We start from the raw sequence: 21,139 nt of genomic DNA, 5'->3' as shown, positions 1-21,139 counted from the left end.
TAGCCTTAGGCCTATCTTACCATATAATTATTCATCTGACAATGTTTTTGTGAAAGCGGTTAATTTGCTCTAATATGATGCGAGAAGATGCAAATCAACTAGGTCTATAGAACTAATGATTAATTATTGCCGCTCTTTAGACTCGCTCCGTTAGTTTCAATAACTTCTTTATACCAATGGAATGATTTTTTCTTATACCGATCAAGGGTACCCGATCCATCATTGTTACGATCCACATATATGAAGCCGTAACGCTTCTTCATTTCTGCTGTAGATGCACTCACCAGATCGATGCAGCCCCACGATGTGTAGCCCATGACTTCAACTCCGTCTTCAATCGCTTCACCCACTTGTACCAGATGGTCATTCAGATATTGAATACGATAATCATCATTCACTGTTTTATTGCCATTCTCGTCTGTGATCAGCTCATCGACTGCACCCAAACCATTTTCGACAATAAACAGCGGTTTTTGATATCGGTCCCAGTACTTGTTCAAGGTTACGCGCAGTCCTTGCGGATCAATCTGCCAGCCCCAGTCACTTGCTTTGAGATAAGGGTTCTGTACACCTGCAAACAAATTCCCTTTGCCTTCAACGCGCTTCTGAGGGTCACCTGTCTCACAAATACTTACGTAGTAACTGAACGATATGAAGTCCACCGTATGCTTCAGAATTTCAGCATCGCCATCTTCAAACTTGATGTTGATATTATTCGCTTTGAAGTAACGATTGATGTATTTCGGATAATAGCCACGTGCATGAATATCGGCAAAGATGTCATTGCGCTGTTCTGCATGCATTGCAGCCACCACATCATCCGGGTTTGGTGTCAGCGGGTACGTAGGCATGCTCAGAACCATACAGCCGATTTTGGCTTCAGGCATAATTTCATGACCCAGTTTCACCGCGAGCGCACTTGCCACCAGTTCATGGTGGATCGCTTGGTACAGGTCCTGCTTGGACAGTTCTGCTTTTGGCGTATAAATTCCGCCGCTCATGAATGGCTCTTCCAGAATGGAGTTAATTTCATTGAACGTCAGCCAGTACTTCACTTTGCCTTTAAAACGGTTGAACAAGACGGTTACATAACGCTCGTAGAACTCGATCATTTTACGGTTAACCCAGCCATCATAGGTCTTGGACAAATGCAGCGGTGTTTCGTAATGAGAGATCGTTACGAGAGGTTCAATCCCGTATTTGTGGCACTCATCAAACAGATCATCATAGAATTGTAAACCTTTCTCATTCGGCTCCAATTCATCCCCTTTAGGGAAAATACGAGACCATGCAATGGATGTACGGAACACTTTGAAGCCCATTTCAGCAAACAGTTTGACATCCTCTTTGTAACGATTATAGAAATCGATCCCGATCAATTTCAAATTATCCTCTGTAGGCCCTTCCGTTCTTGGCGTCGTAATCCCGTGAGGCATTACGTCTTGGACAGACAGTCCTTTACCATCTGCATTATAAGCTCCTTCAAGCTGGTTGGCTGCTACAGCGCCGCCCCATAGAAAATCCTTCGGAAATGGTGTTGTCATATCAATCATTCCTCTCATTATTTATCATTGTATAGGTTAGTTATAGCGTTTAATTCAATTGCAATTGTTCCAATCGTTGCAGAATTAGCTCCAACTGGGCACCTGTTACCGACTTCGATGGACCAAATTGATCTTTGGACATACCGGACATCATACCTGCTTTGACACTATTCTGAACGGCTTCATAAGCCCAGTGTTTATCATTCAAATCCTTGAACGATAATACAGTGGACTCGCCTTCAGGATTCCAGTCGCGACTCGACAGAATATGGTCTACAATCACTGCCATCTGTGCACGTGTTACTTCCGACTCCGGGGCAAATACCTGATTGCTGACACCATTCATCAGTCCCGCCCTGGTCACTGTTGCGATGGACTGACGAGCCCATTCAGGAGCAGAATCCGTGTACGGGTAGGCTGATTCGGAAACTTCAGGTAGATTTAGCTTGTCGGCAAGGACGAGGGCGATCTGTGCTCTAGTCACAGGCTCCGTCGGTTTCGTTCCATGCTCTGTGTTATCTCCATCCTGTTCTCCCGAAGCATCTTTGCTTAGCTGGAACAGGTTGGCAAGTACTTCTTTGTTGTTAAAAGCCGGTACCCAGGACCAATGCTTCATGCCTCCATACAGTCTTTCGCTATCCATGTAAGCATCGTCATACAACGTTAAATTCACGTGTTTCGCACCAAGTTCACTCAAAGCCTGATAGGCCAGAGAACTTGTCCGGCTATCTGTGGTTGGATCATTTTTTGCATGCATGATCCACATTGGAACACCCACAATATCTTTCAGTTCTTTCTTGAATGCTTCTACAGACCCTGTGTAATCCGCCACGGTATCTTTAGCTGCAACGATGATCGCTCCGGCAAACAGATCCGGATATTGAGCCAAAAAGCGAAACGCGCCTCCACCACCACTGGATACACCAGACAGGTAGATCCGGTTCGGATCAACTTCGCCATCTGCAACCAGCTCTGAATCAACTCATATTGTGCGACGAAGTACGCCTGCATCTGGGCCAATTGCTCCGGGTTATCATAGATTTTGAAGCTGTAATTTTCAGGATACTGTACAGCCAGTACCGAAGTATCATACCCCGATTCTGTCCAGACTACGGCTCCACGATTTGCGGTAAGATGACTGCGTCCATCCGTACCAACTTCTCCACCACCATGGAGCCATACCATGAGTGGCTTCGGCCCTTCGGACGGGCTTCGTTTCAGTTGATAGGACAGGGTCGCACCATTACTGCCTGTAAATTGACCTTTTTCAAAATCATCAACTGTGCGTGCTTTCACCTGACTCACACTTTTCTCGTCAAAAGAAAGCTCTGGATACGTCTTGCTGGTTACTGCAAATTGTGATTTCATGCCCCCCGGATACTTGAAAGGCTTTACAGCCATATGGATGGTATGATCCTGAATGGTCAATTTTATCCCGTCATCTTCATAATCGTTTTGCACGATCTCTTCTGCTTCATTTAAGGGATAACCATCATAATTACCTGTAATTTCGAAGTCAGAAGCTTTCAGATTCTGATATTTCTCCATACTCGCAACGGTAATATCAAAGGACTCTACCATCTCTCCCGGATCACCCACATAAGTATTGGCCTGGATTCGCGTAATCTGGGTACTTTCCGCACCAACGGTTGCAGGCCAGATCACACTCAAGCTTAGCGTCAATGCCAGTACCCACCCCATATTTCTTGTGTTCATATTCCATCTTTTCAAAGGATCATCCCCTCCAATGTAATGGTGCAACACACGAAAAAGCGGACAAATACCAACTAAAAGGGCGGTAAAGGAACACCTGGCTCCATCCATATGCCAACTTTCATGTTAGGTTTTGCCCGCTCATGAAACGGGAGAACTACAGTTGCTCACCATTGCTGGCAATCACTTTTTTGTACCAATCGAACGAATCTTTCTTGGAACGTTTGAGTGTTCCGTTTCCTTCGTCATCCAGATCGACGTAGATGAAACCGTATCGTTTGGACATCTCGGACGTAGACATGCTTACCAGGTCAATCGGGCCCCATGCTGTAAATCCAATCAGATCCACACCGTCTTTGATGGCTTCCTTCATTTGTTCGATATGTTTTTTCAGATAATCCACGCGGTAGGAGTCATGAATGGAACCATCTTCCTCTACCTTGTCATAAGCTCCAAGTCCATTTTCAACGATGAACAATGGTTTCTGGTAACGATCCCAGAAGTTATTCAACGTGACGCGCAGACCAATGGGATCGATCTCCCAACCCCAGTCGGAGGCTTCAAGATAAGGATTTTTTACGCCGCCAGTCAGATTACCTGTTGTTTCTTCTTTGTCTGCGGATGCAGATTTGGTTACGGACATGTAGTAACTGAAGGAGATGAAATCAACGGTATTGTTCAGCAAGATTTCATCATCGCCTGCTTCTTTTTGAATCACGATGTTGTTTTCTTCAAAATAACGAGCCATGTAGTTCGGGTATTGACCACGAGCATGCATATCCGTGAAGAAGAGGTTAATCTGATTCTCATGTTGCGCCAGTCGAACATCTACCGGGTTACAAGTCGCCGGGTACGTTTCCATACGAGCGAGCATACAGCCGACTTGAGAACCAGGAATAATCTCATGTGCAAGCTTGGTTACCAGTGCACTTGCTACAAATTGGTGATGCAGCGCTTGATACGTTGTTTGCAATTGGTTGTCCACTTTATCGATCAGGATACCGCCGCCTGTGTATGGGCTAAACAGCATCACATTAATTTCATTAAATGTCAGCCAGTATTTCACTTTATTTTTATAACGGTTGAACACCGTTTCTGCATATCTCACATAGTGACCAATCACTTCACGTCCTGCCCAGCCATTGTATTTCTGTGTCAGACCCAGCGGAGTTTCGTAGTGAGACAAGGTTACCAGTGGTTCAATCCCGTATTTCAACAATTCGTCGAAGACGTCGTCGTAGAATTTCAAACCTGCTTCATTCGGCTCTTGATCATAACCGTTCGGGAAAATACGTGCCCAGTGAATGGACAAACGGAACACTTTGAAGCCCATTTCAGCAAACAACGCGATATCTTCTTTATAGTGATGATAGAAATCAATACCAAAACGTTTAGGGAAACGTTCTTCAATTTTGCCGGAGAGGATCTCTTCAATCCGTGTAGAGGAGATTTCCATGGCGTGTCCACCTGTACGCTTCTCTTTGGGAACATGCGCAATCATATCCGCCGTTGAAAGACCTTTGCCGTCTTTATCGAATGCACCTTCCAATTGGTTGGCAGCTGTAGCGCCTCCCCACAGGAAGTTTTCGGGGAATCCTTTTTTTGCCGTGGTCATAAAGAACAACCTCTTTTCGAATTTTATTTAGGTTTTTTCCGAATACGGCCAATTGTATTTCAGGCTAAAAAACAAGAAAAACCTAAACTCAAGGTAAAATAGCTCGCAAAAAAAGAGCCTTCATTTCACCATCAGTTTAGGTTTTGCCTGTCTGCACAGTTACAATCCATCAAAAGATGTTATTGCGTATTCTGTTGTTTTCTCTTGTAATGTAAGCGTAACATATCTGTTTTGCAAAATCAACTTTCCGCTCAATCCACTCGCTGACCAGTTTGAACGTTATCGAGGCATTCGCATAATGGCTGCTCTTAGTGCATTCGAATCCTCATTTTTGAGGTAGTTGGCAGGACTTTCGTCGCCCAAGGCGGGAACTTTCATGTCTATCCATCGCAGCGCATATTCACCCATTTCACATAAAAGAACCTTGCTAATATCTGCCGGAATCCCCCGCTGTTCTGCACATTCAACCCATTTTGGGTCCACATGCAAATAGGCTTTTTCGAAAAGCAGCACAAATGAGTCCCAACTGAGTTGATTGAACTCCGTCAGATATAACTCTTTCATACTCATGTAAATTCCCTCCCTGTATTAGACATCTTAACCCCGAAGTCCTACGTTAAGTAATTCATCCTTAAGCCGCTTGAAACCGATTCTGGAAAAGGTAGACTTAATTTTAAATATTTTTTGGGGAAATGGATAGTCAAGGAGGAACACAACAATGACTGAAGAAACAAACACATCCGGTTGGGATGCCATTGATAAAGCAGTTGGTGAGTTATATGGAGATCAGGAACCACATCACTATGGTACAGCCATTCCATATATGCTCGGTGGACCTGATCCGTTAAATGGAATTAGCGTCTACAAGGTGGATGCACCCGTGCCTCACTGGCATTTCATTACTTATGGATTTTCGGAACTGTATGAGAAGGAATCGGACGATCTGGAGCACAGCAGTTATGGATTTGAAATGACGTTTCGGCTTACCCGGAGGCAGGAAGAGACTGCTCCTCCGGCTTGGGCATTGAATCTGTTACAGAACGTTGGACGATACGTTTTTACTAGCGGGAACGTCTTTCATGCTGGAGATTACATGGATGCAAATGGCCCCATTTGCCTTGGTTCAGATACGTTATTAACAGCACTTTCTTTTATTGAAGATCCTGATTTGACAGAGATATCCACACCCAATGGAACAGTGAAATTCATTCAGATGGTAGGAATCACGGGTCCGGAACTCGAAACGATGCAGACATGGAATACACGCGGATTGTTAGAAGCCTTTGTTGAATTCATGCCGAAGTATGTCACGGATCTTATGAGGAATTCATATTTGGATATCCCCTCAGTGATTCAGGCTGTTGAACACGGTATTGAACGGGAAGGCTCCAGTACAGCATTTCTATTCATACAACAACTGGCTTGGACACCCCCACGCAAGAGAATATTGCAGAAAAATGCACCCGCTGAACTCCAAATCGGGGCAAAACAGGCCCAAATTATCGGAAAGATACTCCGCAGCCGTTTTTCAAAGGGTGCTCCACTGTCCCTCATCGGATCAGGAGTGAACATTACGTTTGAAGCTGGAGAAGCGCCTTCATTTTCGGAGGATGGCAATCAGATTACGGTGGTTGTACATGAACAAGCCGTATTGGATTTGGCTGCCAACCTTCGCCCTGTCGAGCAATCATTTGAGATTGCTTCATTGCCTGGCATTCTTTTTCGAATTGCCCGCACCGAAATTACCGATCAGGATGGTCATGTGATCGAAACGATCGGTTGATTACAAGGAGGAAACCATATGTCTAGTACATCTACCTTACGGAAGAGCTGGTCCGAGAACGAAATATATGTTCCCGGTATAGCACCTATCCAATATTTATCAAAAACCAATCTGGACAGGATTCGTAAAATCAATCATTTTTTAATTAGCGCATTCCAGCATAGCCTCTCGGAGATTAAGGAAAATCTGTCCAGTACGTATCTCTTTCTGCTTACAGATGCTGACGGGGTGCTGCTCGCCATGGATTACAGCTGTGATCTGGAACAGGTGGTGAAACAATCACCGATCCGTCCGGGCATGGTCTTTACGGCAACGAGCTGTGGTGTGAATGCCATATCGGAAACCAAGGACAAACAGAAACCTGTTCTTCTGCCACCAGAGCAGCATGACCATCCCCTTTTCCAGAGCTGGCACTGTTACGCAACGCCACTGTCTGTCGGGCTTCAGCATGCCGGGTACCTGGACGTCTCCACTATTAATGCAGACATGCAAAGTGAACTGATTGCAATCGCCAAGCTGATTCCAGCCCATATGCAAAATTGTTATCAGTCTCACCTTGCCTCACCGGAAACAGACCAGCCATCGGTTGAGTTCACCAAGCGCCAGTTAACCATTCTGAAGATGATTGCCAGAGGGCTGACGGTCAAAGCCATTGCATTGAAGTTGAAAATTAAGGAATGCACAGTGAATCATCATAAAAAAGTGATTTTCAACAAGTTAGGTGTACAATCCAGCGCGGAAGCTGTTTCAATTGCCAGCCGACTGTCTTATCTATAAGGGTACCCCTATAGATTCCTATAGGTAGTAAACACGAACATCTGTGCTAAGCTTTTTAGGTACGCATGAATTAGAGAGAGAAAAAGAACACACACACATTTTTCAGGAGGGTAATATGTCTATTCCAAAAAAAGCTTTATTGTTTGCCATGTTAATTATGATTCTGCTGGTTGCAGCTGCTTGCGGTGACAAGTCGGATAACACCGCCAAAACGGATGAATCCACTCCGACTGAAACCACCGCCGGCACAGATACAGACACTGCCAAGACGGAAGATACAGAGAATACAGAAAGCTCAGAAGCATCGACTTCGGAGTCCAAGGAAGCCGATAACTCCAAAGATGTTGAACTGGGAACTACGAAAAAAGGCTCTTATACCAATGAATATTTTGGAGTATCACTTCAATTCCCGGAAGCGTGGGAGTTCCAGGATGCTGAAGGCATGAATGAACTAACCAGCGCTTCGTCCGAGGCTATAGCTGGTGACGACGAAACGAAGAAAAAGCAAATTGAACTATCTCAGACCAAAACACTGAACCTGCTCATGGCTTCACAATATCCATTGGACGGAGGACAAGTCGGACCTTCCGCCATGGCGATTGCTGAGAAAGTCAGCTTGCTCCAAGGGATTCGTACAGGTAAAGATTATCTGGAAGCAACCAAGAAATTCATGGTCGACAGCCAGTTCCCGTATGAATATAAGGAGTTCACAACCGAAACCATTGGTGGCAAAGAGATGGATCTGATGCAGATCACCATGGATGCAGGCGATGGTTCAACCATTACCCAGGATTACTACAGCACCATTATTGAAGGTTATGCGTTCAATTTCATCTTCACCTATTTGGATGATGCAACGAAGGCCGAGATCGACACCATTAAGAAATCTGTTCAGTTCAAATAATACATCCACCGTGCCTGACGGGCTTGGAAAAGAACCCCGCGCAATGATCTTCCACAGATCACTGCCGGGGTTCTTTTTATGGTGAAGTTGAATGGTTCAACTTATCCGGAAATCGCCACCCAATGTCCCTCTTTTACTTCCACCCATCTGGACTGTTCCAGATTATAGCGGTCTTCCACTTCTACCGTTTCTCTTGACGTTCCGTTCACAGCATGACGTTTTTTCTTCGCCTCCACAGCCGGATCCGGAACCGGGATGGCTGACAACAATGCCTTTGTGTATGCATGCTGAGGGTTGGAATAGAGCTCCTCACTTTCTGCTAATTCCACAATCTTCCCGTTATACATGACAGCCACACGATCACTGATATGTTTAACCATGGACAGATCATGCGCGATGAACAGGTAGGTCAGACCAAGTCGCTGCTGCAATTCCTCAAGCAGCTGTACAATCTGAGCCTGAATGGACACATCCAGCGCAGATAACGGCTCATCACATACGATGAATTCCGGTTCCACAGCCAGTGCGCGAGCAATTCCGATCCGTTGCCGTTGTCCACCCGAGAATTCATGAGGGTAACGCTGGGCATGAGCCGGATCGAGACCGACCATCTCCAGCAATTCCTCCACACGCTTTTCCCGCTCAGCCGGGCTGCTGGCAAGATGATGAATATCCAAGGCTTCGCCAATAATGTCCATGATTCTAAACTTGGGATTAAGCGAGGCATACGGGTCCTGGAAAATAATCTGCATATGACGCCTCATCGTTTTCATCTCCGCGACAGACAGACGATTGAGCGGCACACCCTTGAACAGCACATCCCCACCTGTAGGCTCATGCAGTCTCAGGATGGCTCGACCTGTCGTGGATTTTCCGCTACCAGATTCACCGACGACCCCAAGCGTCTCTCCTTGACGAATCTCGAAACTGATATCGTTCACAGCTTTTAAGGTGTTGCCTTTACCCAAATTAAAGTGCTGCCGGAGGGACTTCACCTCCAGCAAAGGTTGATCATCCCCCAAATCCCGCGGGACTAACGAAACGAGTTTCGGCTTTTTCTTCTCATCCAGTCGAGGCAATGCATTCAGCAGTCTGGAGGTATACGGATGTTTTGGATTCGCAAAAATCTCTGTGGTTGTCCCGGATTCCACGATCTGCCCGTCTTTCATGACTGCGACCCGATCACACATACCTGCTACAACACCAAGATCATGGGTAATCAGAATAATGGAGGTTCCCAGCTGGGCCTGCATTTCCTTCATCAAATTAAGGATTTGGGCCTGAATGGTTACATCAAGCGCAGTTGTGGGTTCATCTGCGATCAGCAATTCAGGTCGGCAAGCAAGAGCTATGGCAATCATCACCCGCTGGCGCATGCCTCCGGAGAATTCATGTGGATACTGATTGAATCGTATTTCACTCCGGGTGATACCAACCAGCTCCAGCATGGCAATCGCCTGTTTCTTCGCTTCCCTTCTGGAAAGCTTCTGATGTTTAATCAGACTTTCAGTAATCTGTTTCCCTATTTTAATGGTCGGATTAAGAGAGCTCATAGGGTCCTGAAAGATCATGCCGATGTCACGGCCACGGATGCCCTCCATCTCTTTTTGCGTTTTATGGACCAAATCTACCCCTTTAAACAGGATCTCACCCTTTTTCATCTGCGAAGGAGGAGAGGCGAGCAGCCTCATAATGGAACGTGCCGTTACACTCTTCCCACTGCCGGATTCCCCTACAATGCCAAGGGTCTCCCCTTTCTGCACTTCAAAACTGACTTCCTTCACCGCTTGAAATTCACTCTCTCCGGAATGAAAAGAAATGGACAACTCATTTACTTTTAGCAAGGGTTGCATGTGATCACCAGTCCTCATCCATATTTTCACATGTACTCATATGTATTCTCTTCCATACCTTGACAATCGAATAGACTCTAAATAATATATACTATATCAATCGGAATAATGCAATTTAAAATAAGATGAAAGGAGGCTCGCATGGTTTGAATCTTGCAGAAGGCAGCAGAATGTCACGGCTTGTGCATAATCTAGGGTTCATTTATGGCAAAATGCTGCTTCATCCCTCCTATCGATATGTTTTGTTAATTCTAGGACTGCCCGTTAATCTGGTTGTGCTTCTAATCTGGCAATCCAGAAGGAAAAAGGATGGTTGGGCCATGGTTCAACAGGACGTTGAACACGATATGCTTTCCACCAATTATCGGGACAGGCTTCGGACGGAAGTGGAAGAACAGTTGAGGCGTAAACACCGTTTCTTTCGGCAGCGAGTTAGTGAGGCAGAGTTTAAGCGTCAGACGGAGGAGTGGCTGGAAGAATCGGCTCAGAAGGAGTTGAAGGAGCGAACTTTCAGCAAACTTCAGGAACAGGGAAAACAGCGCCTGACAATGGCCGATACATTCCAATCACTAATCGATAAACCTTGGTTTATTGCAATATCGGTTATTCCAGGCTGTCTGATGTACGCCATTTTATTGTTGTATGGCAATCCTTATTTAAAGTACATATTCGAAAGAATTCTGATGACGATTTTTGTCATTCTGGGCGTAGCTGCACTTGTATTCACCATCTTATACCTGTCTCCATTCAATCCGGCGGCCAACATTCTCGGAGAGACAGCGACACAGGAACAGATCACAGCTTTTAACCATGTGTACGGCCTGGATCAGCCCTATCTTGTCCAGCTCTGGAACAATATCAAGGGCATAGCGCTATTTGATCTCGGCAAGTCATTTTCAGGGAATGAAGATGTCACGGCTACGATCGCCAGAAAGTTTCCAATCACGTTAACCCTGGCCGTTATCTCCTTGCTGCTTGCCCTTATCATTGCATTGCCAATCGGCATCATCTCGGCGATCAAGCCCAATTCACTGTTTGACTACACGTTCATGTTTATCGCATTGATTGGATTATCGATTCCGAATTTCTGGCAAGGACTTATTTTCATCCTGAATTTTTCGATCAAACTGCAATGGCTTCCCGCTACCTTCAATCCACAGAACTGGCTATCTATGATTATGCCAACGATTGTTCTGGGAACGGGATTAACCGCCGCGGTGGCCCGTATGACCCGGTCTTCCACACTGGAGGTTATTCATGAGGATTACGTGATGACCGCTCGCGCCAAAGGATTAAGTGAGCGGCATGTCATGCTGAAACACGCAGTACGCAATGCATTAATTCCGATAGTGACGGTGATTGGCTTGCAATTCGGAGGCATGCTGGGCGGGGCGGCAGTAACGGAGAAAGTGTTTAATATTAGCGGACTCGGCAGCTACATTGTGGATAAACAATTTATACCCGATATTCCGAGTATTATGGGCGGAGTAGTTTACACGGCAATCACGATCTCTATTATTAATGTGGTGGTAGATCTTCTCTACGCTTTTGTTGATCCGCGGGTACGTTCCAAGATGAAACAATATTAAAGCAGGTGCATGATGACAAAATCGGGTTCCTTATCTCAAGAAATACGCTTTCGGCTTAAGTCGTCACAGGAGTACAGCCAGGCAAACTTCGCCTGGGTCGCTTCCCTTCTATTGACGGTACTGCTGCTGCTTAACAGCTATGACTGGAGTGTTCAGGTGTTCAAGCCATTTCTGCTGACAGCACTCGTTATCTATCTATTTTTCACACTCGTCCAAAGTGTTCTGACGCTTCGGATTCGAAGAGACTTGCTTCGGCAGGGCACAATCTCGGTACGGACTCGCAGGCTTGCCTGGATTCAGCTACTGGGTATCGTATCTGGCAATATCTTTATCGTCACAGCCGCTTTCCACCTGATCAAAAAGACAAAGAGCATTGAGTATACATTTGCGGTGTATATGCTGCTGACCCAGCTGTTCGTTATTGGGGTCTCGGCACTCAATATATTCAAACCGTATGTTTCGGATACGTTCTTGCCAGCCATGGCAGCGCTGGTGTTTATCCTGGTGATTGATCTGGTTGTGCTGTTTATCGTATCCCGGTATACCTCAGGCTCGATCATCCCGCGCTGGATGCTGGGCGTGAGTACGATACTAATCCTGACATCGGTCACAGGGAATGTATTCGCACTGCTGCTGGGGATTTCCATCATTGGACGAATCCGCAGACAGGGTAAACAAAAATCAAACTTCTGGAATGATCTGTGGGAGCGTCTTGCTCCGAATGTCACGGCAATGTCCGGTTTGTTTTTTATCATTTTCCTGTTCTCGATATCGATTTGCAGCTTTTTTACCTTTGACTATGGCATGGCGGTGGAAAATAACTACTCTGCCTTGCTCCAGCCCCCGTCACTCGCCTATCCCTTGGGGACGGATGACTTTGGACGGTGTTTATTTTCCCGGATTGTATTCGGAGCCCGTATATCGTTGATCGTGGGATTCATGTCCACTCTGATTCCGGTATTGACCGGTGGAATTCTGGGAGCATTCTCGGGATTCTACGGAAGACACACGGACAATATCATCATGCGACTGCTGGATATTCTCTATGCCATACCGGGTATTCTGCTTGCCATCGCCATCATTGCGGCGTTCGGGGCCAATACGATCAATCTGATTCTGGCACTCAGCCTGGGCTCGATTCCAACCTATGCACGAACTATGAGGGCCAGTGTGCTCTATGTATCTACATTTGAATTTGTTGAAGCTGCACGCGCACTGGGTTACAACAATCGTTCTATTATTTTTAAACATATTATTCCGAATTCGCTCGCACCCATGATTATCAAGTCTACGCTCACCATCGGCGGGGCGGTCATCGCCACCAGCAGTTTAAGTTATCTGGGGCTCGGCGTGGAGCCGCATATTCCCGAGTGGGGCAACATTCTCAAGCTGGGCAGTACGTATCTGGAAACCCATTCGTATCTGGCCATTTATCCAGGTCTGGCAATCATTCTGCTCGTACTCTCGTTCAACTTTCTTGGAGACGGACTGCGCGATGCGCTTGATCCAAAGCTGGAAAAGGATTAACCGCTTATACAACATAAAGTGATCTGGATTTTACACAATAACGGAGAGGACAGAAAAAAACTGGAGAAGCGAAGCGTTCGCCTAAAAGCTTTCTGAAAGAAAGCTGCATCGGAAGCATACGCTATCACCGGATTTTACCTTTTCATAAGGTAATCAAAAAAATCTGGGGATAACAGCGATCGGAAGGTTATTCTGTCATCGTAGTGATTAAGTGTAAAGTTGTCGATCAACTCAAATTGAATTCTATTGAATATGAACTTATCTGGAGGTATTTCCATGAAAAAACGTACGTTGATAGCATTACTATTGATTCTCGTCCTTGTGGTCTCCGGTTGCAATGTGAAGACCAAGACGGAATCCCAATCGGAAACCACTCCTTCGGATACAACGGAAAATTCGCAAAACCAAAAACCAGTGGACATCGAATTACTGGCTCAGAGCTCTTCCGAAAATGACGTGAATATTATCCGCGACCAGCTCACCAAGAATGGCTTCAATGTAAAGCTGAACCTGCAGCCGGATTACGGTAGCTACAAATCCCAACAGGATGCAGGCAATTATGATATTGCCCTGTCCAGCTGGACAACCGTTACCGGAAACCCGGATTATGCAGTCCGTTCTCTTTTCAAAACAGGTGGGGATTACAGCATTCTGGCTGATGAGGAAATCGATAAGCTTATTGACCAGGCCGCTACTCAGACTCCGGATGAATACAAGGATACATATAAACAATTGGAGGATCGATTGGTAACCGATCAAGCCTATATCGCTCCGCTGTACATTTCCCTGAAAAGTCAGGCTGTGAACAAAGACATTCTGAATGCAGACACCGTTCGTCTGTCCAAATCCCGTGCCATGGCATGGGAACCCATTGAATTCAAAGACAGCTCCAAAAATACAAAAGAACCATTAATACTGACTCAAACCGCTTCCGTCCTGACTTCCCTTGACCCGATCAAAGGAAATGACGGTTCCATCAACCAATTGAACACCAACATGTATGTACGTCTCGTTAACCTGACGGATGACGATCAACTGACAGCAGACGGGTCACTCTCCCACAATTTCAGTATTGCAGAAGGAAACTCGGAGTATTATTTCATTCTCAGAGACGATATCAACTTTGCGAAGATTGAACATAAAAAAGCTGTAGATACGGGTGAGCGTGTCGGTGCAGATGATGTCATTTTCTCTCTTGATCGCGCCAAAAACAAAGATTCTGTACCGGATCACCGGACATACAGCCTTCACGAGCATATCAAGGAGGCCGAGTTGGTAACGGATCTAAGTTCCCTGGAATCCATTCAGCAATCCAGCGGCGGAGGTTCGATTAAAGAAGCATTGGAACAAGGGCTTGGCACCCAAATTACGGAACTGGTCACGGACAAAAACAAAGCCGATAATGCTGCCGGCAAGTATCAGGTCGTGAAACTCACAACCACGGAACCTTTCCCGCAAGTATTGAACTATCTGGCCCACCAATCTGCTGGCATTGTGTCCAAAAAGCAGGTGGAGAGCATCAATACGTATGATGTGGCTTCGTTTGACGTGAATAAGGACATTCCTTACGGCGATCAGAATACGGTGACAGAAGGCGCTGCATACAACAACACTCTGTATGCCAGCGGCCCATATATCTTGGCCTATAAAAATGATTATGAAGGTGTATTCTATCAGAACCCCGGCTACCGTAAAGGCTCTGAATATGCACCCAAGATTTCTCAGGTGAATGTCCGTTTCATCTCGGATGCCGACAGTGCGTTGTCTGCTCTTCGCAGTAGCGAAATCCACTTATACTATGGGGTACCTGAAACGAAGTATGACATTATCAAAGGTGACAGCAAATTGCAATTGCAGAGCATTCCAAGCAATGCGGTTTCCTATCTGTTGTTCAACACAGCCAATCGGAAAGTTGCCAAGAGCAGTGACCTGAGAAAAGCCGTACTGTACTCCATCAATCAGAATGACATTTTGCAGTTCTACAAAAACAATAAACTTAAGGCATACTCTACCGTAAGTCCACTCGTGCAGACCGGGAATGAATTGAAGTCCGATCCGGCAAAAGTGAAAGAATTCTTGAGCGCCTACCAGGCCTCCAAGTAACAATAAAGATAAACGTCTGTCATCTGGATCACTCCAAGATCCGGATGACAGACGTTTTATTTTATAGAGAGAATTAGATTATGATGAGCAGTCTGCCTTGTATCTTCGCTGTATGCCAGGCAACAGAGTAACAATCTGGATCCCCACTCCCCAGGCAAAATAGAACAGATGGATAACAGATACATGCTGGAGCCAGTATACCTGCACCATAATCCAGATAATCAGAGCAAATCCTGTATATAACGAGAACGTCCATCCCCAATATTGATTCGGGTAAAGATTCAGTTTTTCACCTATTCCCCAGTGAGCGTGACGAATGAGTGCAATCGCAATGATCATCGGTACAACGCCGAGAACCAACAATAGTATAATTCCCGGGATCAAAAAACTGCCAAACGGGGAATGCTCCAACAACGAAGGCGGCATACCGACGAGACTTCCCGATGGATCAATAATGAGAACTCCCCCTCCAATAATTGCACCGATGCCCAACAGCCCCTGCATTATAATGAGCACCCACGATCTTTCAGGTCCACATTTATGCTTCCTTTCATCATCATCACCGTTCCTCATCCCTCACCCTCCAGACATGTTATACAGATTTTGATGAATGTTTCACTTCATTTTCACATATGGAGAAGACAGATCCTGTGCTCTTTCTCACTAAAATCGTCCCGAAAAAATTAGGTTATGGTAAAACTTGATAAAAGAACATACGTTCGGTATAATAGGGTTATACTTAATGAGCGAGAGGCAGATATGGACGACAAATTTATTAAGGAACTACGCGAGATTAGTCGGGATGACAGACGAAGATCCGAATTTATGATCCAAGGCATGAAGGAAACACTGCAGGGAAGAAAAGAAGAAAGTATATTCAAACGCTGGATTCGGCGTAAGAAGACAGAGAAGAAAATTTCACAACGATTCAATCAGGATCCCTCTTCGGATCAAAAGTAACCACATAATAAGGAGGCGGAATACGCCTCCTTTGTTATTTACATGAGCAGTTTGCACAAATCCCTCTATGTTCAACTTTGTTTTACGGTAGTATGGCAAATGAACGGACTGGAAAGCCGGATGCCTTTTCCGCCTTGGGTACGATATTGAAGATCACCGCACCTTTGGCTGGCACCTGATCCAGATTCGTTAACAGCTCTACCTGATATGTATCCTGGGCAAGTACATAATACTCTGCCAGAAGTGCCCCGTTCTTTTGATAATCCACGGCAGAATCGGTGTCGAAGGTCTCATGGCCAATCGCCTGTATTTTTCTTTCCTCGAATAAAAACATTAGCGCACAGACTGACCATCCCGGTGCATGACTATTGCCCTCAGCATCCTTGTTGTCGAATGCTTCATGACTCGGCCAGCGTTTGCTCCAATCGGTACGCAGTGCGACAAAGCTGCCTGCTTCGATAACGCCATGCTCTTTTTCAAACTCAAGAATATGCTCGACATCCAGCGTGAAATCCGGATTGCGCTCCACCGCGGCAGACTGGTCAATGACCACAAGCGGCAGCACAAGCTCCTTCAAACCCAGTTCATCCAGATACCGGGTATCCCGCACAAAGTGAATCGGCGCATCGAGATGCGTACCATATTGACCAGGAAACCTGAAACTCTGGGCAAAGAAACCTTGATCGTGATTAAACAGCGTATCGAAAGATGCTGCATCAAAAGCTGAGAAATGTGGAGATTCCGGTCCAAACGTATGGGTCAGATCCACCCACTTCTTTTCTTTTAATAATTGAATCGCTTGAATGAGCTCATTGGACATCCGAATCACCTCATACATAGAATAGAATGGAATAAATTCCTCCTATTATATCTTATTCCACTCCATGCGAAAATATCGAAATGCCAGCTATTTGATAGAATTCATTAACTCGAAGAAGTATTTCGGTTCATGAGTCTGATACAGATTGAACCATGAATCTAAAGTCTCCGGTGTAAATACATCTAGCACCTTCAATACATGCATCGCAAATTCCAACGGAGCTATGCCCGATGCTGTAACTAAATTGTCATCCGTTACCGCCGGTACCCTCTCATAATATTTTTCTCCCTTGTAATGAGGACAAATCATTTTCATATATTCCAGATCGTTGCTTGTATGCCTTCTGGAGTCTAGCAACCCCATCCTGGCAAGTCCAACGGTTGCACCACAAATGGCCGCAACAACATGACCCTTTTCTAAAGCTATCGAGGCTTTTCTCAATATAGGCTCGTGAATGGCTTCCATCCAAGTATTTCCACCTGGCAGAACCAACACATCCGTACTTTCCAACATACACTCATCCACAGAAATACGAGGTAGTATATCTAACCCTCCCATGGTAGTCACCAGACTTTTATCAGGACCAACGGTAACCACTTCTATCGGCGCCAGCTCTTTTCTAAAATACCTTCCCGAGTTTAGTTCAGCAATTAAATAACCTACCTCCCAGTCTGACATCGTATTAAATACATAAAGATACACTTTTTTGGTATGCATAATGCACTCTCCTTCTGTAATCAATTCATCGATTAATCGATATACCTTATTATAAAAAAACTTTACTGACATCTTCCGTCAGTAAAGTTTTTTAAACTTGATAATAATCAATTAACTCATATAGAACTTCAATTAGTTTTTGCTTCAAACTTATGGGTTCAATGACTTGAACAGATTTGCCATAGGGTAAAAGTAAATAGGGTACGTACGTATGAATTGCTTTTTTTTCTAGCAGAAATGTCACTTTCTTCGGAGTCCGCTCTTTGACATAGTATCCTAGAAACCAATGCTGGCATAAGTTATCCAGTGCACTTGTCTCACCCTCAACAACTAGAGGCATGAATCCTTGCTTATTTTCTACTTCCGGAAGCAGGCTTTTCATAAAAAACTCACCTGCCGAGAAATTTGTTGGACGATTGAAAGTCATTTCGGTTTGAATAATCCGGCGTATTCTCCCCACTCTGAAACTACGGATTTCATCTCTTAGATGACAAAACGCAACCACATACCAGTTGTTATTCCAATATACAATTCCATATGGATCAACAATCCTGCATTGGGACTGCTCTTCACGATTGCTGTGATATTCAATTTCTACAGCTGATTCGCTTACTACGCTTTGCTCCAATGTTTTCAGTATGGGCTCCATCGATGGATCTCCAATGGGATTTATTACTTCAAGCCCTTCAACATGCTGCTTGATCATTCTTTCCTGCTCTGGATTGGTATACATCTTCAGCTTTGAGGTTGCTCTGTCTAATGCCTCACCTGAAAAATATCCAGCTTCTTTGGCAAACACAGCAGCGTGAAGTAATGTTGTTTGCTCTTCAACATCAAAAAGAAGCGGACTTTTAATAAACGTATTCAATAGAATATACCCACCATGATGACCCGTGTCCGATATAATCGGCACACCACTGGCTGAAAGGGCATCCATATAACGGTAAACAGTCCTGATATTCATCTCTAACTTTTCGGATATTTGCTTTGCAGTAATTCTTCTGCCTGAGTTCAACATCCATAAGATATTCATCATATTATCTATTTTAGTCATTCATTTCACCTCATTATTCGTTAGACCCTAGAGCCTTCATTATGATAATTGAAATGGAGTTATCAACAACCACATCCTTAAACTCTGTTTATGTAAAATGATTCGAACTCAGCAACAGAGTCGAACTGGTTGATAGATACACCTTCTCTTTCGAGCTGATTCTCCAACATATCTATAAGCTGCAGGACGGCTAGTCGCAACGGTTCAAAATCGGTTGGATCCAACAGTCCAACCAGATCTGGGTACCCATATTGAACGTAATACTCGCGATGCTCACCCAAGTCAATAACACCAGGCCAGCGTCCCTTTTCCGCCGCGTACAATATTCGGGATAACCCGTCTTGCACCCCTATAGCAACGAAGAAAGCTGTTTCGTAATGGCCTTTTTCGCACGCGGTTAACAGTTTATTCATCATACCCTTTTCCTCTTCGTAGTACCCCCGCATTTGATCTTTATAAGAGCGAACCTCTCCTTGGCTGTTTTGATGCTCCGATATAAGAGAAATTGTATCCGCAATCAAATTCTCGCACGCTGACATGATTTCATCTGGAGAAGTACTGAACATAATGGTATCAAGGTATGGGTCCAGTTGATCCGGTTTAATGGGGAGATTTCTGACTTGCTCACGGTAGTGGCCCCAACTGCGCTTATAGTAGATTTGGTTCAAGAAGCCAAGTGACATAAAAATGTTTCCAGAAATCTCTTGAGCCTGGGTTCGACAATAGGACAGATCCTTGGCGCTTTTGGAAAGACGCATTTTAGCCATGCTGATCAAGCATTCCTTTAATACGGATTCGGCTTTGCTGATCATATCAGGTGTTTTGGATTTACTCCCCATGTTGGATATTGTTTCGCGAAGTTTCATGAACCTGGCAAAATCATCATCTGACCGGACATATAACAATTTACAGTCTGCTATAATCGTCGTATTCCACTCTTCAGATGTTGCCATTCTTTCAGCACGATCCCATCCGATGGGCCAGAAATCAAAACTGATACCGTCGATCATAAACTGGCACTCCACTTCTCTACCCTTGGCCGTCGCCGGAATGAAGAAGAAATCCAAATCCGAACGTTCAGTCGCCCGCCCCTGCAAATATGATCCGTAATATCCGACAATGGCAACATCTTGAGGGTAATGGGTCTTAATATGTTTTACAATAATGTCTGAGACAGCAAAAACATCAACCATCAGATCACTTCCTTATAATTCAAGTTAATATTGTCCTCCTGTACACCTTCGTTAAAGTAGCGGTTAGCTTAAAACTGATCCTAGCAATTTTGGGACATTTATCTTATTCGTGGCCTAATACCAAGACACCTTTTAGAGGGTCATGATCTAAGATTTCATTTGAGTATGAACATCCTCAAAACGAAGCGTCTCTTAAATAAAATCATTCCGCCTCAGATTTGAATTATCGTTTCCGTTATTCGAAAAAAGGCTACCACTAGGGTAGCCTTCTCTCATATCTTCATTTTCGAGTATTCACTTTTAGTCAAACCATAGAGATATTCATCGTAATGCTGTCCATTAGTAAATACCATATTTCTGAGTTTCCCTTCTTGGACAAATCCAAGACGCTCATGAAGTTCTAGCGAACCTTCATTAAAAGCATAAACGTGTGCGGTAACTTTCTGATAGCGTAATTCCTCAAAGTAATATCGCAACAATATTTTTACAGCTTCTGAAGCATAACCATTACGCCAGAATTCTCTAAAGATAGCAACACCGTACGTAAAAGTTCCGTTTCGGGTATCACAGTTATTCGAACTTATACTTCCCACTAATACTCCATCTAAAGTCTCGACCGCGAGCATAATTTTATCCCCATCAGGACCATGGGATGCTTGCTGTTCAGCCCAAGCCTTTGTACCTTCTTCCGATCTTGGGAAATTTATTACATCGCAAAGTCTAGCACAGTCAGAATCAGAATCATTATTGTGGAACTTATCCCAATCAGTTGGGAGAATTGCACGTAATCTAACTTTATGACCTGTCCAAATATTGTTTTTCATTTTAGATCCTCCTAAGGTTTATTTACTCTTACCTTACTCATATCTGAATTAAGGCGGAGATCTGGCCTTGGGAGCTATGTCTTCAAAGATTACATCGTTCTCATTCCTTTCAACACTTACATCAAGTATATACCGTAATATTCCATTCCTTCAAATTATATTA

At 44.6% G+C, this 21,139-nt stretch carries 19 protein-coding genes; 7 read left to right on the top strand and 12 right to left on the bottom strand.

Going from position 1 to position 21,139, the window contains the following annotated elements; genetic code table 11:
- Positions 1-119: 119 nt before the first annotated feature.
- The 5 genes from ACFTRD_RS14525 to ACFTRD_RS14505 all read right to left on the bottom strand — a co-directional run bounded on the left by ACFTRD_RS14525 (position 120) and on the right by ACFTRD_RS14505 (position 5,442).
- On the bottom strand, positions 120-1,544 hold the full coding sequence (locus ACFTRD_RS14525) for a glycoside hydrolase family 1 protein (RefSeq protein ID WP_379380908.1): 1,425 nt from the start codon (positions 1,542-1,544) through the stop codon (positions 120-122).
- A 49-nt stretch (positions 1,545-1,593) separates the two neighbouring features.
- Entirely contained in the window at positions 1,594-2,433 is an 840-nt protein-coding gene (locus ACFTRD_RS14520; RefSeq protein ID WP_379380906.1) for an S-layer homology domain-containing protein, read from the bottom strand.
- Positions 2,352-3,275: a hypothetical protein gene (locus ACFTRD_RS14515; RefSeq protein WP_379380904.1), complete on the bottom strand. Its 924-nt coding sequence runs from the start codon at positions 3,273-3,275 to the stop codon at positions 2,352-2,354. Before ACFTRD_RS14515 ends, ACFTRD_RS14520 begins: the two co-directional genes overlap by 82 nt.
- 139 nt (positions 3,276-3,414) lie before the next feature.
- Positions 3,415-4,872 (bottom strand): glycoside hydrolase family 1 protein, encoded by a 1,458-nt coding sequence (locus ACFTRD_RS14510; RefSeq protein WP_379380902.1) that lies wholly within the window; start codon positions 4,870-4,872, stop codon positions 3,415-3,417.
- Between the two features lie 279 nt (positions 4,873-5,151).
- Positions 5,152-5,442, bottom strand: coding sequence for a hypothetical protein (locus tag ACFTRD_RS14505; RefSeq protein ID WP_379380900.1), 291 nt, complete (start codon positions 5,440-5,442; stop codon positions 5,152-5,154).
- Between the two features lie 148 nt (positions 5,443-5,590).
- On the opposite strand from ACFTRD_RS14505, the gene ACFTRD_RS14500 reads away from it, so the two are divergent.
- The 3 genes from ACFTRD_RS14500 to ACFTRD_RS14490 all read left to right on the top strand — a co-directional run bounded on the left by ACFTRD_RS14500 (position 5,591) and on the right by ACFTRD_RS14490 (position 8,336).
- On the top strand, positions 5,591-6,655 hold the full coding sequence (locus ACFTRD_RS14500; protein ID WP_379380898.1) for a suppressor of fused domain protein: 1,065 nt from the start codon (positions 5,591-5,593) through the stop codon (positions 6,653-6,655).
- A gap of 18 nt (positions 6,656-6,673) precedes the next feature.
- On the top strand, positions 6,674-7,432 hold the full coding sequence (locus ACFTRD_RS14495; RefSeq protein ID WP_379380896.1) for a LuxR C-terminal-related transcriptional regulator: 759 nt from the start codon (positions 6,674-6,676) through the stop codon (positions 7,430-7,432).
- Positions 7,433-7,547: 115 nt separating this feature from the next.
- Positions 7,548-8,336, top strand: coding sequence for a hypothetical protein (locus ACFTRD_RS14490; protein ID WP_379380894.1), 789 nt, complete (start codon positions 7,548-7,550; stop codon positions 8,334-8,336).
- A gap of 101 nt (positions 8,337-8,437) precedes the next feature.
- On the opposite strand, the gene ACFTRD_RS14485 is transcribed toward ACFTRD_RS14490, so the two are convergent.
- Positions 8,438-10,189: an ABC transporter ATP-binding protein gene (locus ACFTRD_RS14485; RefSeq protein WP_379380892.1), complete on the bottom strand. Its 1,752-nt coding sequence runs from the start codon at positions 10,187-10,189 to the stop codon at positions 8,438-8,440.
- Between the two features lie 146 nt (positions 10,190-10,335).
- Between ACFTRD_RS14485 and ACFTRD_RS14480 the strand changes: the two genes are divergently transcribed.
- From ACFTRD_RS14480 to ACFTRD_RS14470, 3 genes are all read left to right on the top strand, one after another.
- Positions 10,336-11,778: an ABC transporter permease subunit gene (locus ACFTRD_RS14480; protein ID WP_379380890.1), complete on the top strand. Its 1,443-nt coding sequence runs from the start codon at positions 10,336-10,338 to the stop codon at positions 11,776-11,778.
- A 12-nt stretch (positions 11,779-11,790) separates the two neighbouring features.
- On the top strand, positions 11,791-13,305 hold the full coding sequence (locus ACFTRD_RS14475) for an ABC transporter permease (RefSeq protein WP_379381364.1): 1,515 nt from the start codon (positions 11,791-11,793) through the stop codon (positions 13,303-13,305).
- Between the two features lie 276 nt (positions 13,306-13,581).
- Positions 13,582-15,408 (top strand): ABC transporter substrate-binding protein, encoded by a 1,827-nt coding sequence (locus tag ACFTRD_RS14470; RefSeq protein WP_379380888.1) that lies wholly within the window; start codon positions 13,582-13,584, stop codon positions 15,406-15,408.
- Positions 15,409-15,486: 78 nt separating this feature from the next.
- Here ACFTRD_RS14470 and ACFTRD_RS14465 read toward each other — a convergent pair whose 3' ends face one another.
- Positions 15,487-15,981 carry a hypothetical protein gene (locus ACFTRD_RS14465; protein ID WP_379380886.1) on the bottom strand — a complete coding sequence of 165 codons (495 nt, stop codon included), beginning with the start codon at positions 15,979-15,981 and terminating at the stop codon, positions 15,487-15,489.
- A 186-nt stretch (positions 15,982-16,167) separates the two neighbouring features.
- Here ACFTRD_RS14465 and ACFTRD_RS14460 point away from each other — a divergent pair, with 186 nt between their 5' ends.
- Positions 16,168-16,368, top strand: coding sequence for a hypothetical protein (locus tag ACFTRD_RS14460; RefSeq protein WP_113053611.1), 201 nt, complete (start codon positions 16,168-16,170; stop codon positions 16,366-16,368).
- A gap of 82 nt (positions 16,369-16,450) precedes the next feature.
- Here the strand turns inward: ACFTRD_RS14460 and ACFTRD_RS14455 are convergent, their stop codons facing one another.
- The 5 genes from ACFTRD_RS14455 to ACFTRD_RS14435 all read right to left on the bottom strand — a co-directional run bounded on the left by ACFTRD_RS14455 (position 16,451) and on the right by ACFTRD_RS14435 (position 20,976).
- Complete coding sequence (locus ACFTRD_RS14455; RefSeq protein ID WP_379380883.1) at positions 16,451-17,188, bottom strand: cyclase family protein; 738 nt, start codon at positions 17,186-17,188, stop codon at positions 16,451-16,453.
- Positions 17,189-17,275: 87 nt separating this feature from the next.
- Positions 17,276-17,905: a type 1 glutamine amidotransferase family protein gene (locus tag ACFTRD_RS14450; RefSeq protein ID WP_379380881.1), complete on the bottom strand. Its 630-nt coding sequence runs from the start codon at positions 17,903-17,905 to the stop codon at positions 17,276-17,278.
- 91 nt (positions 17,906-17,996) lie between these two features.
- Positions 17,997-18,959 carry a helix-turn-helix transcriptional regulator gene (locus ACFTRD_RS14445; protein ID WP_379380879.1) on the bottom strand — a complete coding sequence of 321 codons (963 nt, stop codon included), beginning with the start codon at positions 18,957-18,959 and terminating at the stop codon, positions 17,997-17,999.
- A 77-nt stretch (positions 18,960-19,036) separates the two neighbouring features.
- Positions 19,037-20,152 (bottom strand): hypothetical protein, encoded by a 1,116-nt coding sequence (locus ACFTRD_RS14440; protein WP_379380877.1) that lies wholly within the window; start codon positions 20,150-20,152, stop codon positions 19,037-19,039.
- 272 nt (positions 20,153-20,424) lie between these two features.
- Positions 20,425-20,976, bottom strand: a complete 552-nt coding sequence (locus ACFTRD_RS14435; protein ID WP_379380875.1) for a GNAT family N-acetyltransferase — start codon at positions 20,974-20,976, stop codon at positions 20,425-20,427.
- Between the last annotated feature and the right edge of the window lie 163 nt (positions 20,977-21,139).

This window comes from Paenibacillus sp. NPDC056933 (assembly GCF_042674385.1).
Lineage (GTDB): Bacteria > Bacillota > Bacilli > Paenibacillales > Paenibacillaceae > Paenibacillus.
The sequence above is the reverse complement of the archived record's forward strand: the minus strand, read 5'-3'. Positions and strand labels throughout refer to the sequence as shown.

Excerpts from the sequence above, each read along its gene's own strand:
- ACFTRD_RS14440 (WP_379380877.1), bottom strand. The coding sequence starts at position 20,152 with ATGGTTGATGTTTTTGCTGTCTCAGACATTATTGTAAAACATATTAAG.
- ACFTRD_RS14490 (WP_379380894.1), top strand. The coding sequence starts at position 7,548 with ATGTCTATTCCAAAAAAAGCTTTATTGTTTGCCATGTTAATTATGATT.
- ACFTRD_RS14500 (WP_379380898.1), top strand. The coding sequence starts at position 5,591 with ATGACTGAAGAAACAAACACATCCGGTTGGGATGCCATTGATAAAGCA.
- ACFTRD_RS14445 (WP_379380879.1), bottom strand. The coding sequence starts at position 18,959 with ATGACTAAAATAGATAATATGATGAATATCTTATGGATGTTGAACTCA.
- ACFTRD_RS14495 (WP_379380896.1), top strand. The coding sequence starts at position 6,674 with ATGTCTAGTACATCTACCTTACGGAAGAGCTGGTCCGAGAACGAAATA.
- ACFTRD_RS14450 (WP_379380881.1), bottom strand. The coding sequence starts at position 17,905 with ATGCATACCAAAAAAGTGTATCTTTATGTATTTAATACGATGTCAGAC.
- ACFTRD_RS14525 (WP_379380908.1), bottom strand. The coding sequence starts at position 1,544 with ATGACAACACCATTTCCGAAGGATTTTCTATGGGGCGGCGCTGTAGCA.
- ACFTRD_RS14455 (WP_379380883.1), bottom strand. The coding sequence starts at position 17,188 with ATGTCCAATGAGCTCATTCAAGCGATTCAATTATTAAAAGAAAAGAAG.
- ACFTRD_RS14510 (WP_379380902.1), bottom strand. The coding sequence starts at position 4,872 with ATGACCACGGCAAAAAAAGGATTCCCCGAAAACTTCCTGTGGGGAGGC.
- ACFTRD_RS14475 (WP_379381364.1), top strand. The coding sequence starts at position 11,791 with ATGACAAAATCGGGTTCCTTATCTCAAGAAATACGCTTTCGGCTTAAG.
- ACFTRD_RS14485 (WP_379380892.1), bottom strand. The coding sequence starts at position 10,189 with ATGCAACCCTTGCTAAAAGTAAATGAGTTGTCCATTTCTTTTCATTCC.
- ACFTRD_RS14465 (WP_379380886.1), bottom strand. The coding sequence starts at position 15,981 with ATGAGGAACGGTGATGATGATGAAAGGAAGCATAAATGTGGACCTGAA.
- ACFTRD_RS14470 (WP_379380888.1), top strand. The coding sequence starts at position 13,582 with ATGAAAAAACGTACGTTGATAGCATTACTATTGATTCTCGTCCTTGTG.
- ACFTRD_RS14435 (WP_379380875.1), bottom strand. The coding sequence starts at position 20,976 with ATGAAAAACAATATTTGGACAGGTCATAAAGTTAGATTACGTGCAATT.
- ACFTRD_RS14505 (WP_379380900.1), bottom strand. The coding sequence starts at position 5,442 with ATGAGTATGAAAGAGTTATATCTGACGGAGTTCAATCAACTCAGTTGG.
- ACFTRD_RS14460 (WP_113053611.1), top strand. The coding sequence starts at position 16,168 with ATGGACGACAAATTTATTAAGGAACTACGCGAGATTAGTCGGGATGAC.